This window comes from Paenibacillus sp. FSL H7-0940, from assembly GCF_037979415.1.
Lineage (GTDB): Bacteria > Bacillota > Bacilli > Paenibacillales > Paenibacillaceae > Paenibacillus > Paenibacillus amylolyticus.
In genome coordinates, this window is record NZ_CP150280.1 from 3278419 (window position 1) to 3295649 (window position 17231).

Consider the following 17231-nt stretch of genomic DNA (forward strand, 5'->3'; position numbering starts at 1 on the left):
GGGGAATACATCATCATGAAAGAACAATCTACACAACAAGTTAGACTATGGACTACCGATTTTATACTGCTGATGCTGTGCAACTTCTTGTTGTTCTTGCAACTGCACATGATTGTCTCTCCGCTTCCGTCCTACGTTCAGGAGCGATTTCACGCCAATGCATTTGAAGTAAGTTTATTCACCTGTCTTTTTGCACTAAGTGCCATAGCAGCCCGTCTCTATTCCGCGAAAGCACTGGAGAAGGGTCTTCGTAACGCCATGATCTATATAGGCCTGTCCGTAGCCCTGCTGGCAACGCTCGGCTATTATTTTGCTGCAGGCATAGCTGTGCTCTTGTTGCTCAGAATGTTGTTTGGTATCGGGTTTGGTATGAGCAGTACCGCTTTTCCAACGATGGCCTCGGACATTGTGCCCGTCAAACGAATGGGTGAAGGTATGGGTTACTTTGGTCTATCAACTAGCCTGGCTATGTCTATGGGGCCAATCATTGGGGTCACTCTGCTCCAGGGAGCAGGTTTTGTAACCCTGATGTTATGTACTGCGGGTGTGCTCGCTGTGATCTATCCACTGAGTTATTCGCTGACACGCAAAAAAGCAGTCAGAACCGATAACAGTACAACCATCATGCCACAAGCCACAACAAGTGCTTCAGGGTCCAACCCAAAACAGAAGGCACCTTTCAACCGCAAGCTGATTCTGCCCAGTGTGCTGAATTGCCTATTATCCATCACCTATGGTGGGCTTGTCGGATTCATCGTTTTGTATGGTAAGGAAGCCAATCTGGCCAATCCTGCGCTATTCTTTTTGTTCAATGCACTCGCCGTGTTATTGGTTAGACCATTTGCAGGACGGATCTATGACAATAAAGGTCCAAAAGCACTGCTCATTCCAGGGGCAATATTCGTTGCTGCTGGCCTCATTCTGCTCTCGTATGCAACCTCCATGTCCCTCCTGTTCATTGCTGCCTTTGTCTACGGAATCGGTTATGGTTCCATGCAGTCGTCTCTCCAGACCTGGATGATTCAAGTTGTATCTCCTACTCAACGGGGTATGGCTAATGGTATGTTTTTAAACTCGCTGGATCTGGGTATTGCGACCGGTGCCCTTCTTCTTGGTGCCATTGCGGCCATAACCAGTTATACCGATATGTATCGATATTCCGTGATGTTTATGATTCTGTTCTTGCTTATATATCTGATTCAGGGAAAACGAAGCGGCAGCTTCTCCATTGAACCTCATGCTCTGCTCGCTCATACTCATATTACCGCAACGGAACCACCTCAAGATCAATCCAAGAATTCAGAATCTGGAGCCGGCAACACCGAAACAAGCCAGTCAAATAAAAGCAAACACGAATGATTGGTTAAGGTCATTCTGCTCATAGAAACGAGAAACACGTTTACACCGAGAAAGCAAATTCATCCGCTTTCTTAGGCGTAAACGCGTTTTTTATTGGAACAGCTCTGAATGTTAAACTTAAGACAGCATGGATATGAACGCAGCATTCAGCACCGTCTATCTAAAATGGACTTTTCTTGCGACCTATGGGAGCATACCCTCTACTCGTCTCAATCACATCATTAAATGTTTCATCCTGTTTCTGCTTGCTTCCTGAAGTAGGTTGATCTCCCTTATCCGGTTTAACTGCAAATAAGGTTAGCAATCCGCCCACTGCGCCAGACGCAGCGAGCACACCAAAAAGCAGGAAATGATGAGAACCGATCAGCAAAGAAACTACAGGCGGACCGAGAGATACCCCAATGAATCGCATGCTGCTGAACAGAGCCGTGATTGTGCCCCGCTGTTTTTTATCCACGCCTTCTGTAATCAATGCATCCAGACATGGTAACGTTGCACCTATTCCGGCACTTCCCAATGTGAAAAGACCTACTACAACATAGATATTATCGAATAAACCTATAACGCCAAGGGATACCGTCAGAAGCGCAAGTCCTGTGAAGCCAAGCCATTTCATTCGCGTTTTGTTCTTCCCAATCCACTTCCCTGCCAGGAAAGAAGAAAGACATAACGCTGCCAGCGGAATCGCAAGGACAAGTCCTTTAAGTACACCTTTCAGGGCAAATTCGCTCTCCAGCGTCTCGGATAGATAATATAACACACCAAAGATGACAAACATGCAAATACCACCGATTGCAAACAACGCATACAACCAGCGTCCCTTTTCTTTTAATACGTCACGAATGGATGCCACAAATTCCGTAAAGGTGGGAGGCTTTTCTTTTTTCCTAGGAGTCTTCACCAGGAAAATAACAAGAACCAGCGAAAGCACACAAAGTATAGGAATAGCCATGAATGGCGCATACCAGAACCAGACTGCCAGCGCTGCACCCAGAATCGGACTTATGACTTTACCAAACGTATTCGAGGTCTCAATGATACCCAGACTTTTGCTTACTTCATTCTCATCATTAAACATGTCCCCAACCAACGGGATAACAATAGGAAATGCGCCCGCAGCACCTATTCCCTGCAATAACCTGCCACCCAGAATGGTCCAGTAGGCTATGTTTCCGTTCAGCATCCATGCTGCCACACCAGCGACAGCACCTCCGACGGCTGCAATAACGAGGCTGGGAATGATAACTGCTTTTCTGCCAAAACGATCCGACAAGTACCCTGCAAGAGGAATAAGCAGGATGGCAACTACAGCGTAGACTGTAATGAGCATACTGACCTTAAATGCAGATACCTTCAACTCACGTTCAATCTGTGGCAGGATCGGTATAAGCATGGAATTACCCAAGGTCATAATTAAAGGGATGGAAGCAAGTGCGACGAGGTCCCACTTTTTATCGTTCATACCACAACCACCTTTACAGATTCTACACACAATAGCATTATTGTGCTTGTTTCGGAGGTTGATTATTCAGGACACGCTACAACTACAACAATCTAAAGTGCCGTAACGCTGCTCCACCTTTGAAGACAATATATAGCTCATTCACCTTATGTGGGGCCTCTAGCGAACACTGAACTGTTGTCCACTTGATATCTTTCCCATTCACACTGCCTCCAGGTCCAGAAACTTCACACACACCGAGCAGTTCGCCTTTCAGTCCTCCGGAACGAATCTCCAGTCTTCCCTCTTCTCCAAAAGCTGCCACTCTGGCTTCAAATCCTTGTACTTCTTGAACAGCATTATGGTTGAAAGAGATCCAAGACGACTGACCCTCTCGATATAAAGATTCATCCGGAGTGATTGCCCGAACTGCCGAACGTCCTTCCAGACATTCATCCAGTAGAACACCTGCACAAGCATCGTAATTCTCCGCAAAGGTAAGCAAGTGCAGCGGACGATCAGGAATCGTCTCACCTTCAATTTTAATATCAGCCGACTGACGTATATCTGCGGAAGAACGCCCTGCCAGGATAGCCCAGGTCGCTGTCTCCAGGCAGTATCGATCTCGGGTAACATCCCATAGCGCAAGCTTCTGAACAGGAACCTCGAAACTTATCGTAACACGCGTCCCTGCTTTGACATGAACACGACGGAAAGCAAGCAGTTGCTTCTGAGCACGTTTCACTCGGGAGGTATATGAAGATCCATAGATCTGAACAACTTCATCACTGTCACGTTCACCCTTATTGTGTACCTCCACCTCAATCTTCAATTGATCTGTGGTGGTGGATTCCGCCGAAGCACTGCGACTTACACGAATCGCTTCGTATTCGAATTCGGAATACGTCAGGCCATGACCAAATGCATATTGAACCGGTCCTTCATGATACATATAAGTCATGCCATTCTGAATGATGTCATAATCCATCATGTCAGGAAGCTGTGATTCGTCTTCATACCATGTCATATTCAATCTGCCTGCCGGGGCATAATAATCTAACAGCACGTCTGCAAGCGCGTTCCCCAATTCCTGACCTGCATGTGTCATATAAACGATTGCGCGGGCAATACCTTTCAACTCCTGCAAGGCAAATGGATAACTGCCCATAATGACAACCACTGTATTGGGATTGGCTTCACACACGGCTTTGACAAGCTCGACCTGACTCGGCGGAAGCAGCAGACTTGGGCGGTCAATTTCTTCTTTGCCGTTGATATATGGGCTGTTGCCAACAACAACGACAGATGCCTGACTGCCACGTGCAGCTTCTACGGCTTGTTGTATTCCGCGTTTCACAATATCAATATTGAATGCAGAAGGTCTCTGTGTATTACCTGGTGATTGAATTGCGTGTCCAGAGTCACCAACATCATTCGGATTTGTACCTGTAGCTGTAGTTTGTTCTCCTTGTGGCCGGAGTGGTGATACAGCAGACTGTCCCTGATATTCGCTCAGTCCAACAGGAATACCGTTCCACGTCCGTAAGGTGTTACTTCCATCCGTTAGAGGATCTATTCGAACAACTTCCTTCACAAACCAGCCACCAATCTCCGGTGCGTTTGCCTGATATATGCCTTGCTCGGTTAAACTAACGTATCGATTATTGTTTACACTTCTCAGCGTATGACTTCCCCAACCCCAATCCTGATGTTCAAATTCGGCGGCAGTAGGTGCACTGACTTCCGGTATAGCGACGAGTGTACCTTCCACACCCAAGGTTATAACCTGACCGTTTGTTGTCTTCAGCTGAATACGGTCATTCCCATCCATATAGGTCACGTCTGCTTCAGGTAGCCGATTGCGCAATCCATCGAGGACGGATACTCGATAAGGCAATGTGCCACTGTACCAATCGGTATAGACAACATCCGCAAGTGGTCCAATCACACTGATTTTCTGCAACACTTCTGGCTGCAACGGAAGCAATCCATCATTTTGGAGCAAAACAATCGATTCGGCAGCGGCACGATAACTAAGTTTGGCATGTTCCGGTGCACATAATACCGACTCGGGAATAGACGCATATGGATTGAGCCCGGACTGATCGAGTTGTCCAAGTCGCATTCGCACACCAAAGATGTTCCGGATCGCTCTGTCCAAATCAACTATTTCCAACAGATTCCGGTCAAGAGCCTCTTCCAGAGCAGATACAACAAGATCAACTTCATCTGTAAGACAATCCACTCCTGCCTTCAACGCACCTGCTGCTGATTCGGCATGACTGGTATGATAACCATGATAATTCACCGTCTGTGACAGGTCTCCACCATCACATACAATGAAACCTGGCATCGCCCACTCACCCTTAACCACATCATTCACAAATGGACTCTCAATGGCAGGTGTACCATTGATGGAATTGTAAGCTGTCATCATGGACAAAGCTCCGCCTTCCACAAATGGTGTCTCAAATGCTTTTAAATAATATTCCCGCAGATTGCGCGGATCAATGCTGGGTGAACAATTCAGCCGATCTTTCTCATTATTATTGGCAAAAAAATGTTTCAATGTCGCGACCATTTTCAGATAAAAAGGATCATTCCCCTGCATACCTTTGACGAGAGCCGCCGACATTTCTCCCGTGAGGACCGGGTCCTCGCCATATCCCTCTTCCGTTCTGCCCCAACGTGGGTCACGTTCCAGATCAACCGTTGGTGCCCACAATGTTAACCCGTGAACTTCAGGATTACGGTGATGGTATGCCCTCGCTTCATCGCCAATGACTGAACCAATCTCCCGCATGAGCCTTGTATTCCAGGTACTTGATAGACCGAGTGGTTGCGGAAATACCGTTGCCTCCCCTTTCCATGCAACTCCGTGAGCAGCTTCGCCCCCAACGTTGTAGGCTGGAATGCCCAGTCTTGGTACAGCTGCTTCGCGTGTAGGAATTAGTCTGATCTTCTCCTCGGTGGTCAATCGTGCAATCAGGTCATCCAACCTTTCCTCAAGTGAAAGTGACGCATCCCACATCGGGTATTGATGATACTCCTTCATCCTTCATTCCCCCTGCGAATTAGTTAAGTCCAAGTTGCTTCCATTGCTCCAGTAAATCCAGCGTGCGCTGGTGATACTTCTGACCATCTTCAGGTTGATTGACCTGATGTTCATGAACGTAGGCATTAAAATACGAAGACAGTATTCGATAGGCAAGCCTGCGTGCCTGTCCTTCAGCGGATGAGTCCAATGGACGATCATATCCTTCATGAAAAGCCACCGATTCTGACGACAATATGGCTTCAAACTCCCTGTCGGCAAACATGGAACGATCTCCGTCAATGATGGCCGCAATGTTCAGCTCACCGTTTTCCTGATGAACAAGTACATTTGCTTCCCACAGGTCATTATGAACGAGTACCGGGCGGGTCACTTGATCAAATAAGTCTTTATTTTTGATGAAAATAGCAGCGATATCTTCTCCCACACCTGACATATAATCGGCTCGTGCCGCTTTAAGTGCTGTTTCTTCTGCAAAAGAGTGCAGCACCTCGGACCATTGATCCGAGCCTTTAATCGTCCCATCCCCCTGCGGCCAGCCAAACGATGTACCCTCGATCTGATGCATGATGGCGGTATAGGCGCCAAGCTGATGGTACAATCGCTCTTTGTTTATATCTGAAATTGATGCGTGATCCAGCTGCTTACTCGGGATAAACTCCATAAACATGTACGTTCTTGGGATGATTGATCCGCTGTCATCACAGGCGATAATGTTGGGAGCAGGAATGCCTGCGTTACGGTAATATTCATACACAATCGGTTCAGCCGCCATCATCGTGCGTTCAAAAGAAAAAAGTGGATCAGCCGCAGAACCAGCCTCCATCTCTCCCCGCTCTGGTGCCAAACGTAAAATCACATCCGTATAGGATGTATGTTCAAGGTGAATCCGATACGTTGTATTAAAAAGTCCACCTTGCAGGAGACCAAACTCCTTCACTTTGGTATCGCTTCCAAAATGAATTTCTACCAGTTGATGCAGCATCTCTGCTGATATCGTACAGTGCAAACCCGAATTCATTGTACTCATTTCATTCAATCTCCTATCATCGTAGACAAACAGACGGCACCTTTCGGCACCGTCCTTTTCTTTTACTATATCATTTTACAGTTGGATTGTAAGCGCGCTTGCGCCTGTTGCTGCTGTAACAACAACACCATTTGCACCAGACACTTGGGAACCACCTTCAACGCTGGATACACTCTCAATGCCGCGAAGTACCAAGCTCCATGGTTTGCCCGCACCTTCAGCACGAACATCCAGCACTGATCCATTACGTGTAACGTTAACTGTCAGCTCCTGTTCAGCTGCTTGGTTCACAACAACAGCTTGAGCCGTTTGACCATCAGCCAGTTCGAACAAGTGCAAGGACACATCATTTGCAAAGTCATAATCCGGTTTACTATCCACAGCACCGACAGCGATCAGGCTGTTTGGTTTAACCATCATTGGCAGTGTTTTGAAGTCATGGTTTTCACTGATCCAGCGTCCACCTTGTACTTTCGCTCCAGTCAGATAGTTCGTCCAAGTTCCTTCAGGCAGGTAGTAACGCACATCACCCTCTTTGTTGAAGATCGGAGCCACCAGAATTGAATCGCCAAACATATATTGCGTATCCAGGCTGTATGTTGTTGGGTCCTCTGGGAAATCCAGCAGCATAGCGCGCATCATCGGAATCCCTTTTACCGTTGACTCCACCGCAGAATTGTACAGGTACGGCATCAGGCTGATTTTGAGTTTGGTAAAGTCACGAACAACGTCCACGGATTCCTCATCAAACAACCAAGGCACACGATACGAAGTGCTTCCGTGCAGGCGACTGTGTGAAGATAACAGTCCGAATTGTACCCAACGTTTGTAGACATCAGGGCTCGCTGTGCTTTCAAAACCACTGATATCATGGCTCCAGAATCCGAAACCGGAAAGTCCGAGCGACAAGCCGCCCCGAAGGGATTCAGCCATGGATTCATACGTTGAAGAGCAGTCTCCGCCCCAGTGAACCGGGAATTGTTGACCACCTGCTGTTGCAGAGCGTGCAAACAAGGCAGCTTCGTTTTTGCCAATCTTCTCTTCGAGCAATTCAAATACAGCTTTGTTATAGAGCTGTGTATAATAGTTGTGCATTTTAACCGGATCAGAACCATCGAAGTACACAACATCTGTCGGAATTCTTTCACCAAAGTCAGTCTTGAAGGAATCTACACCTTGATCCAGCAGGACTTCCAGCTTACTCTTATACCAGTTCACAGCATCCGGATTCGTGAAGTCAACCAGAGCCATACCTGCTTGCCACATATCCCATTGCCATACGCTGCCATCGGCTGTTTTCACCAGATAACCGTTCTCCATACCTTCATCGAACAAGTAGGATTTTTCTGCAATATATGGATTGATCCAAGCACAGATTTTAAGGCCCTTCTCTTTTAGACGTGCAAGCATGCCTTCCGGATCCGGGAACATCGCTTCATCCCATACGAAATCAGACCATTGGTATTCCTTCATCCAGAAGCAGTCAAAATGGAATACAGAAAGTGGAAGATCACGTTCAGCCATACCATCTACGAAATGATTAACCGTTGCTTCATCATAATCCGTTGTGAATGACGTTGTCAGCCACAGACCAAAAGTCCATGCCGGTGGAAGCGCTGGTTTACCTGTTAATTTCGTATAATTATCAAGTACATCCTTAGGATTGTCACCGCCGATAATGAAGTACTCCAACGTCTCGCCTTCTACGCTGAACTGAACTTTAGATACATTCTCGGATGCAATCTCATACGATACGCGTTCCGGATGGTTTACAAATACGCCATATCCTTTATTGGACAAATAAAACGGAATGTTTTTATAGGACTGCTCACTGCTTGTACCGCCGTCCTCATTCCAGGTATCTACGATTTGGCCATTCTTAACAAACGGTGTGAAGCGCTCACCAAGTCCGTAAACGTATTCACCAATACCGAGATCAAGCTGCTCGCGGAAGTACGCTTCCTTGCTTGGACCTGTAATATAACCAGCCGCTCTTTGACCGCTACCAGTAATCCGTTTTCCTCCATATAGGAAGCTAATATCCCAACCGTTTGTTTTGTCGATTTGAACTTCCAGGTTGCCACTTTTCAAAACAGCACCTTGTTCATTTTTTGAGATCTCAACGTTGGCTTCTTGTGTGTTAAGCTCAAATACAGGCCCTTTTTTCACGCCGCCTTTATGATGATTCAAGGTTACACGAATAACGTTTGGCATAGGTGAGCTGTATGTTGCTTTAAGCAATGTACCATTCAACGTGTCACCTTTGGAACGAATATATTTAGTTGCCGCATATACGGTCACAGAATTATCTTTTTGCACAATATCACGAATGTCAGTCGGGTTTTGAATCTGGTACCCTTCACGAGTCATCCAGAATCCATCAGTAAATTTCATGTTTTGTTTCCCCCTTTGGTTATATTATAATAATATTGATATTAATAACGAATTTCTTCTCTTATTTTGACCAAATATATCACGATTTTGATAATAAACATCCGATTCTTGAACATCACCACCAATCTATGGAAACGATTACATTAATAATGATACAAAAGGAGAATCTGATATGGAACGTGAACGATTACGGGAAGACCGGATTCACGGCAATGCCATGTATCCCGTCAGTGTGTACCCGGATATTCAACAACTGAACGGGGATAGCATTCTGGATTGCCATTGGCATGATGAGATGGAGTTCACCATGGTGACCCAGGGCTGCGCCGTCTTTCAAATTGATATGAACACCATTGAGGTTCAAGCTGGAGAAGCCATTTTCATCAATCGAGGTGAGATTCATGCGGGGTATCTGAAGGGCGATGTGCCCTGCGTATTCTCTTCCATTGTATTTAATCCCGAACTGCTTGGCAGCCGTGCCTTCGATACGGTCCAAGAGAAATTCATCGGTCCACTGGTACGCAAAACGGTGATTCCCCCCAGTCATATCAAGGCAGATGAGAACTGGGGACAAGAAATTCTGGATCTCCTGAAACGCATATTTGCAGACCATGCTACCCGAACCGAAACGTGTGAAATGTCAACAAAAGCGTACCTGTACCTCATATTTGCCCGAATGTTCGAACATATGAGACCTGCTCCGCTCAAAGGCACTGTGGCTACAGGGAGTCATGACAAGGTAGAGCGCCTGAAATCCGTGCTCAGTTATATTCACAAACGGTATCCTGAACCATTAAAGCTGAAAGAACTGGCCGATGAGGCCAATATGAGTGAAGGACACTTCTGTCGTTTCTTCAAACAAATGGTGCAGAAAACACCTGTTGATTACATTAACTATTACCGTGTTCAGCAGGCCTGCGTTCAGCTTGAGAATACGGATCACAAAATTGTTGATATCGCCATGGATGTGGGTTTCGAGCATCTAAGCTACTTCATCACTACATTTAAAAAGCATAAAGCCACTACACCTTCACAGTATCGCAAAATGTTCTATGAGAACGTAGGAGTGGAGTCTGCCCTGGTACAGGTGTAAAAGGGTGTAAAAGAAGAAGGTGCTCACAGCTATTCAGCTGCAAGCACCTTCTTTATCTACTTTATCAACTTTCCTGGGAACGAGTGAGGTAACGATCTGATCTGAGCCACACTGGCTCAGTTAGAACTCATCTCATTCGCTGCTATCAGCCTTACGCTTTGAAGCTTAACAGTTTCTCACTTTTTCAGTGTCTTCCATGAAGTGTACTCATGTACGGAGAAACCGTTAAAGGACGCATGTACTGAAGCCATTTTTTCGACCAATTTTAATTGTGCTTCCATATAAGCAGATCCCTCTTCATAAAAAGTAATGAAGTCACCTTCCTTACTTTGCTTTGTTTCCACGGCGATTGAGATCGTCTTGCCAAGCAGAGCTGCTTCCGCAAGTTCATCCTTCGCTACACTATAGATTGCAGCAGCTGTATCGCGGTAAGCCATAATGGTGATGGAATCAAACTTGCGAATCATCCAACTGCTTACGGCCATCGTGGAACCCGGAATCTTGTAGTTATCAAGCCAGAAAGGCAGATCAGCCGCTACTGGCATCTTCATCCGTGAAGCTCGCTCAACAATGTACTCCACATTGCCTTGCCACTGCGTAATCACACTGGCTTGATTGATTTTCCATTGCGGGTGCACATGTGGCTCAATATCCAGATGAATACCAGCAAATTTCTCATTGGACAACGCCTGCGCCTGATATGCCTCGATCCAGTCCAGGAAAGATGCAATCTGTTCCCGACTTTCCGTCAATCCCCACGCTGATCTTCCATCCATGACGTCAACCGCAATGTTCTTGGCTCTGGCCTGACGGATAAAACTTTTATAATCAGGAATTTTTACATCCCGGTTCATCTGCAGATAGATCGTATTGATCTTATTCGCTGTAGCGTAATTTAAAACCTCTTGAGGATTGCTTCGAATCTGGGTTGTGTCCCACACCCACGTCGCTCTTACCGGCACATCAAGGTTACCATGAATCGTTTCATAACTATCCACAGAACCAATGGCAACGGCTTTCGAAGAACAGGCTGTACTCGCACACAAGATCAAACAACTCAGTAATAAGATAAAACGGTAACCCCTTTTGCTTTTCATATTTGTACACTCCCTCTGAAGTTATCAGCTCTGACGTGCAAATCTGGATGAAATTGTGTCGTTTCATATTCATTTAATGGATACTTATTAGGTACGACGAATTCGGATTGCTTTTATATGCAATATCATCTTTAAGACTTACGACGAAAGAATCATATAACTATATTTCGGGAATTCGTAGTTCTGTATGTATAGTTCAAAAGTCACAATTATTTATTATTTTCAAATTCAATCCTTATTCCAGCATGACTTCAGTCATTATTGCCATATGTACACCAAGCTCCAGAAGACCTAGAAAGCGTTTTCTCTCAAAATAAACCAAAAAACCGCCCTAAGGCGGCTTTATATGGAACCCTATTTAATGATGCCTCGTCGACATTTCCGTTCATTCATTACCCGATGGAGCTACCGGTGTATTGTCAACCACTTCATCGAAAAGAGACACCAGTTCAATACCTTCTGCCGAGATCCGCACAAGCCCCTTGTCGGACAAACGTAATTCTGGAATCACAACCAGCGCGAGCAACGAAAGCGTCATGAACGCATTATTCAACGTACATCCTGCGGACTGTAAAGCTTCACTGACTGCTGCCGATTGGGCTGCAACGACTTCAAAAGACTCAGTTGACATCAAACCTGCAATCCGTAGCGGGAGTTCGGTTACCCCTGCTGCCGTTACCACGGCCACCCCGCCCTGCATACGAATGACGCGATTGCCGGCTTCAGCCATTAATGCATCATCATTACCGATAATCAACAGGTTGTGACTATCATGAGCAACTGTCATCGCAATCGCTGCAGGTGATGTGAAGCCGATGCCTCCAACAAGCGCTACCGCTCGATTCCCGGTTTGTTTGTGACGTTCCAATACCGCAATTTTGCATACTTCCCCTGAAGTTGAAACCACAACCTTGCCGTTCTCTACGGTAACAGGCAGGTGTTTTTCCTTCGTATCCACATGATTCTCTGTCACATGAATGATTTTGGCACCAATCGTTCCCTCTGCAATCGGTGCAGCCAATTCCAGATCTTCTGGCTGAATATTAGCTTCTAACTTCACCGTGTTCAGCGCTTCCTCAGGGTACGTGAAGCTGTCCCAGACCGCCGTCATTTTCCCGTTCTCGGCTACAACTTGCCCGGCAGCAATCGTCATGCCCACACGTACATCCGCCAACCGGCCGTCTAGCAGAATAATATCAGCTATATTGCCCGGAATAACCGCACCAATGTCGCGCGCAACTCCGAAACGCTCAGCCGTGTTAATGGTAGCCATCTGGAAAGCCGTAACCGGCTTCACCCCTTGGGAGATTGCGAGACGAACAACAAAATCCATATGCCCTTCTTTGAGCAAGGATTCAGAACTTCGGTCATCGGTCACCAGCATCATCCGGCGTGTATCCAGTCCAAGCTCAGTGCAGGCTTTGATCGTCTCAGCCACATCATGCCATGCCGAACCTTGGCGCATCTTCGCGTACATCCCGAGTCGCAGACGTTCAACCACATCTTCCTTGGTCACACATTCATGATCCCCTGTAACACCACTCGCTGCGTAGGCTGGCAGACGCCAGTCATCTGCAGCCCAGGTGAAATGACCGTCTGCCACTTTACCTGCCCGGAGCGTTGCCTGTATCTCACCGATCATCGTCTCATCCCCATAGACCACTCCAGGGAAGTTCATCACTTCACCAAGACCAATCATGTCCGGCCCCCAGGAAAGAGCCTCAGCTACCTCTTCAGGCCCGATATAAGCACCTGTTGTCTCCAATCCTGGATGCGTGGAAGGCACACAGGAAGCCACCTGCATATAAGCTGCCATCGGTGTGGTCCGTGCTTCATCCAGCATCAGTCTCAGACCTTTAAGGCCAAGCACGTTAGAGATCTCATGAGGGTCAAAGAAACCTCCGGTCGTGCCTGAAGGCAACACCGCTCTCGCAAACTCGGTTACTTTCATCTGTGTACTTTCGATATGGCAGTGTCCATCCAGCAGACCAGGAGCGATATACTTACCGTTTGCTTCAATAATCCGCGTATGTTCTCCGATAGTGTGGCTTACATCTTTACCGACATAAGCGATTCGAGCTCCCTGTACAGCTATGGACATCTCAGGTAAAATCTCACCCGATATCACGTTTACCAGCGTACCTCCCCGAATGACCAAAGTCGCTGGCAAATCTCCCCGTGCTGTAGCGACCAGATCCGGTACACAATCGGCCATAAGTGGCCGTTCAAAAGATGGTTTGTTCATTTTGTTGCCTCCTTTAATAAACGATCCAAAAAAATATATTGTTACGATTATATGAGTCTGGACCTCATGTGTAAAGAAAAATCACATCGATTGTGCTTGAATACAAATTATCAAGTCATATTTATCCATGAAACCCAATCCTTACGGATTCACGTTAGGTATTTTTATCAATACCATCATCTAAATGGCTGTAGCCTCATCACGTATACTTCCCTCGCTAAGCTAGCTTTTTCCTGATCTATGTATCATATACAAAAAGACTCCCGTTCCATTGAACGGAAGCCTTCCTCATGCATATGAAGTGTTATGTCAGTCCACTTGCGCAGTAGACACCTTGCCAAGATCATACTTTTCTTCCGACTGGGCGGTAATGAACGGACTAGGTGTGCCCACGCAGTAAACGTGCAGCAGATGCATCGCTCGTGTGCAAGCCGTATAGAACAACTTGCGTTCATGCTCCTGAGCATACTGCTCCGCAGAGCCGTCATAGATCAGGACTGCATCGAATTCCACACCTTTGGCCAGATACGCTGGGATGACATGAACACCCTGCTCAAAAGCCAGCGTCGTTTTCTTGATTAACTTCGGTGCTGTGGGCAGCGCCTTACTCAATGCAGCATGTACGTCTCTGCTCTCTTCGGCGGTTTTGCAGATAACTGCAACCGATTCGTACCCTTCCTTAATCAAGTGCTTGAGGTCTGTTGTGATGACATTCATATGACGCTCTGAATCAGAAGAAACGATCACTTTAGGTTTCTCACCGCTGCGGTTAAATGGAATAATCTCTTCCCCACCAGGCACCATGCCCCGTGTAAACTCCACGATCTCCCGGGTAGATCGATAACTTCTGGTCAGCTCAATGACTTCCGTGTTGTCTGGTCCGTACAGGTTAGTCAAGGGTCCTGTTCCACTAAGTACTGAAGAGTGGGCATAGATTGCCTGATTAAAGTCACCAAGTGCTGTTATTTTCGCCCGTGGGAACAATCTCTTCATGAATGCCAACTGAAACGCAGAATAATCCTGGGCTTCATCAATAATGACATGACGAATATTCGAGTTAATATGGAATCCAAGCATAAGCTCACGCAAGTACAAGTATGGCGTAATATCTTCATATGCCAACTCCTGAAGCTTCAATCTGCGTAAAGTCATCTTACAGATTTCATCCCATTGAGCAGGCAGCGCTTCGTCACCCAGCAATCGCTCCATCTGAGCCTGATCGTTGAATAGATATGCATATAATTGTCTTATATCAACGAATCGTAAGGACTTAATCCATTTTCGCAACGGTTTGAGTCGGTCACTGACCACCATACGTGCCAGAATCCCTCTTTCCTGCTCGAAGTCATTAAACGTATGGGTCTTTCCTTTTTGCTTGCGCTTCAACCGTTGATACGCGCGTTGCAGATCCTCCGGCTCCATCAGATCAAGCTGCTGATCAACCCAAGGCGCATCCAGTTCACCTTTACCAAAGGCAGACAGTTCTTTCAGCATCCAGTCCCGTAACATCTCCAGTCGACTCACCAGCTTAACGGATGACTCGAAACTGTAGAATTTCTCAGCCATAGCCTCTGACGTAACAATCGCTCGGCCCTGGAAGCGAACCGGCTTGAATTTCATACCACCTGACAACATACTTTCCTTATAACGTGTAATCACCTTGAGGAACGTTTCGGACGACTTGAAGCGAATGCTGGACATGCGAACATCGTAATCGGGATCTTCCGTCCCCGTAAGTACATATTCAAGCTGAATAAACGGATCTTCCAGTTGATATTCACGACCCAAACGGCGCTCCAGATACTCCTGGAAGGTCGTTTGCAACATGTTTTCCTCCCCAAGCTCAGGCAGTACCGTGGAGACATAACTGTTGAACATTGGATTTGGTGAAAAAAGAACCATCTGATCTGCTTGCAGATGCTCGCGGTATTTATAGAGAAGATATGCCACACGCTGGAGCGCCGCGGATGTTTTGCCACTGCCGGCTGCGCCTTGCACAATGAGCATACGTGTCCGGTCATTACGGATAATCCGGTTTTGCTCCTTCTGAATGGTCGCTACAATACTCTTCATCTGTGCATCCGAAGTTCGACTGAGCACGGCCTGCAACAACTCATCACCAATCGTGACCCCTGTGTCAAACATAAACCGGATACGACCATCCCGAATGACAAACTGTCGCTTCATCTCTATATCACCGCTGATCTCCCCACTGGGTGTATGATACGTGATTGGACCCGGTGCTCCGTCATAATACAGGTTGGAGATTGGCGCACGCCAGTCGTAGACCAGAAAAGATTCTTCCTTCTCATCCAGCAACGATGCAATGCCGAGATAAATGCGTTCTGCATTTGGATATCCGTCTTCCTTAAAATCAATGCGCCCAAAATACGGTGAATGATGCAGTCGTTTCATTTTATCCAACGCAGCTGCTGTATTGAGATGGCTGCGCTCCCGATCGGACAGTACCTGTGACTGCTGCCGCATGCTGGTTGAAGTCTCCCCAACATCATCCGCTTCGCTAAAGTTCATCGTGACTTCGTCCCAGAAATCTTTTCTCATGCCAACCACTTCGTCACGGAAGGAACCAACTTCATCTTCCAGCGTTGTGATCTTGCGTTCGATCTGATCGGTCACGGTGTTGACCCGTTGTTGTTCCTTAATCCATTGCTGATCTGTACTCATATGTTAATAGCCCCTCTTTCCCCGGATTGTGTCCTCAAAATCCCATTTGACAAGCCCGAAAAGGCAATGGTATAATTATTAGAAAGTAAACATTTTAATTATATGTTAATTAGTTCTAATTTTCTGAAAACCATTTTTTATTGTACCAGTGACAACGTCCCGATGCAAGCGGAGGCGTTTTTTGTTGTTTTCTTCTTCATTATTACCCAATCACCGGGTACTCAACTGACTTAGCTACTCTTGCCTACTTTCGTAATTCTTCAATTGTCTCTTTCCAGCGTGTAATTGCTCCAAGTTCATCTTTTAATTGAAAGGTTATTCCTGAAGTGATCTCCGCATATGGCGCGTGATCCACACGTACCTGAAGCACTTGTGCTCCAAAACGATCTCTCGGATGAACAGCCCCCTTCATCTCAGGCAGCCGTTCTACTTCTATACGGATATGCAGCAATCGATGTCCTTGAACCGCAATCAAGGTAGCCTTGCCTGTTTTGCTCATGTTCATACTGGTCTGTGTACCTGGCCATAGAGCCAGTCTAAGCTGATGCGAATTTATCGCAATCACTTCCCCCATACTGATCATCGCCTGATGCGGCCATTGATCCTCAGATACGGTCAGCAGTTGTATGGCTTCATGCTGTTTATGCTCCAGATTTGTCCCACTCAACCACTCCATTAGTTCAGCGTCCAATTCCTCTATAATCATGTCTCTATCCCTCAGTTCGTTAATATTCATTCATGCCCTTCAGCCCTATGTATGACAAAACAACCCGGACACGATTGTCCGGGCTATGTTGTAACTACATTGTATATGATCCCCAAGCAGGTACGC

The 17231-nt window shown here is 46.5% G+C and carries 10 protein-coding genes; 2 read left to right on the plus strand and 8 right to left on the minus strand.

The window, feature by feature from the left end:
- The first annotated feature begins 15 nt into the window (after positions 1-15).
- A complete protein-coding gene (locus MHB71_RS14325; protein ID WP_340029984.1) occupies positions 16-1359 on the plus strand; it encodes an MFS transporter in 1344 nt (447 codons plus the stop codon).
- Positions 1360-1519: 160 nt separating this feature from the next.
- Here the strand turns inward: MHB71_RS14325 and MHB71_RS14330 are convergent, their stop codons facing one another.
- The 4 genes from MHB71_RS14330 to yicI all read right to left on the minus strand — a co-directional run bounded on the left by MHB71_RS14330 (position 1520) and on the right by yicI (position 9279).
- Positions 1520-2821: an MFS transporter gene (locus MHB71_RS14330; protein WP_047842428.1), complete on the minus strand. Its 1302-nt coding sequence runs from the start codon at positions 2819-2821 to the stop codon at positions 1520-1522.
- A gap of 82 nt (positions 2822-2903) precedes the next feature.
- Entirely contained in the window at positions 2904-5855 is a 2952-nt protein-coding gene (locus MHB71_RS14335; RefSeq protein ID WP_340029986.1) for a glycoside hydrolase family 3 C-terminal domain-containing protein, read from the minus strand.
- A 19-nt stretch (positions 5856-5874) separates the two neighbouring features.
- On the minus strand, positions 5875-6885 hold the full coding sequence (locus tag MHB71_RS14340) for an aminoglycoside phosphotransferase family protein (RefSeq protein ID WP_100529351.1): 1011 nt from the start codon (positions 6883-6885) through the stop codon (positions 5875-5877).
- Positions 6886-6960: 75 nt separating this feature from the next.
- Positions 6961-9279, minus strand: coding sequence for an alpha-xylosidase (gene yicI, locus MHB71_RS14345; protein WP_100529350.1), 2319 nt, complete (start codon positions 9277-9279; stop codon positions 6961-6963).
- Positions 9280-9451: 172 nt separating this feature from the next.
- Between yicI and MHB71_RS14350 the strand changes: the two genes are divergently transcribed.
- Positions 9452-10372, plus strand: coding sequence for an AraC family transcriptional regulator (locus tag MHB71_RS14350; protein WP_100529349.1), 921 nt, complete (start codon positions 9452-9454; stop codon positions 10370-10372).
- A gap of 176 nt (positions 10373-10548) precedes the next feature.
- Here MHB71_RS14350 and MHB71_RS14355 read toward each other — a convergent pair whose 3' ends face one another.
- The 4 genes from MHB71_RS14355 to MHB71_RS14370 form a co-directional block, all read right to left on the minus strand.
- Positions 10549-11469, minus strand: coding sequence for a hypothetical protein (locus MHB71_RS14355; RefSeq protein ID WP_340029990.1), 921 nt, complete (start codon positions 11467-11469; stop codon positions 10549-10551).
- 385 nt (positions 11470-11854) lie between these two features.
- A complete protein-coding gene (locus tag MHB71_RS14360) occupies positions 11855-13714 on the minus strand; it encodes an adenine deaminase C-terminal domain-containing protein (protein ID WP_340029991.1) in 1860 nt (619 codons plus the stop codon).
- Between the two features lie 309 nt (positions 13715-14023).
- On the minus strand, positions 14024-16399 hold the full coding sequence (gene helD, locus MHB71_RS14365) for an RNA polymerase recycling motor HelD (protein ID WP_340029994.1): 2376 nt from the start codon (positions 16397-16399) through the stop codon (positions 14024-14026).
- Between the two features lie 244 nt (positions 16400-16643).
- Positions 16644-17135 (minus strand): pyridoxamine 5'-phosphate oxidase family protein, encoded by a 492-nt coding sequence (locus MHB71_RS14370; RefSeq protein WP_340029995.1) that lies wholly within the window; start codon positions 17133-17135, stop codon positions 16644-16646.
- Positions 17136-17231: the final 96 nt, after the last annotated feature.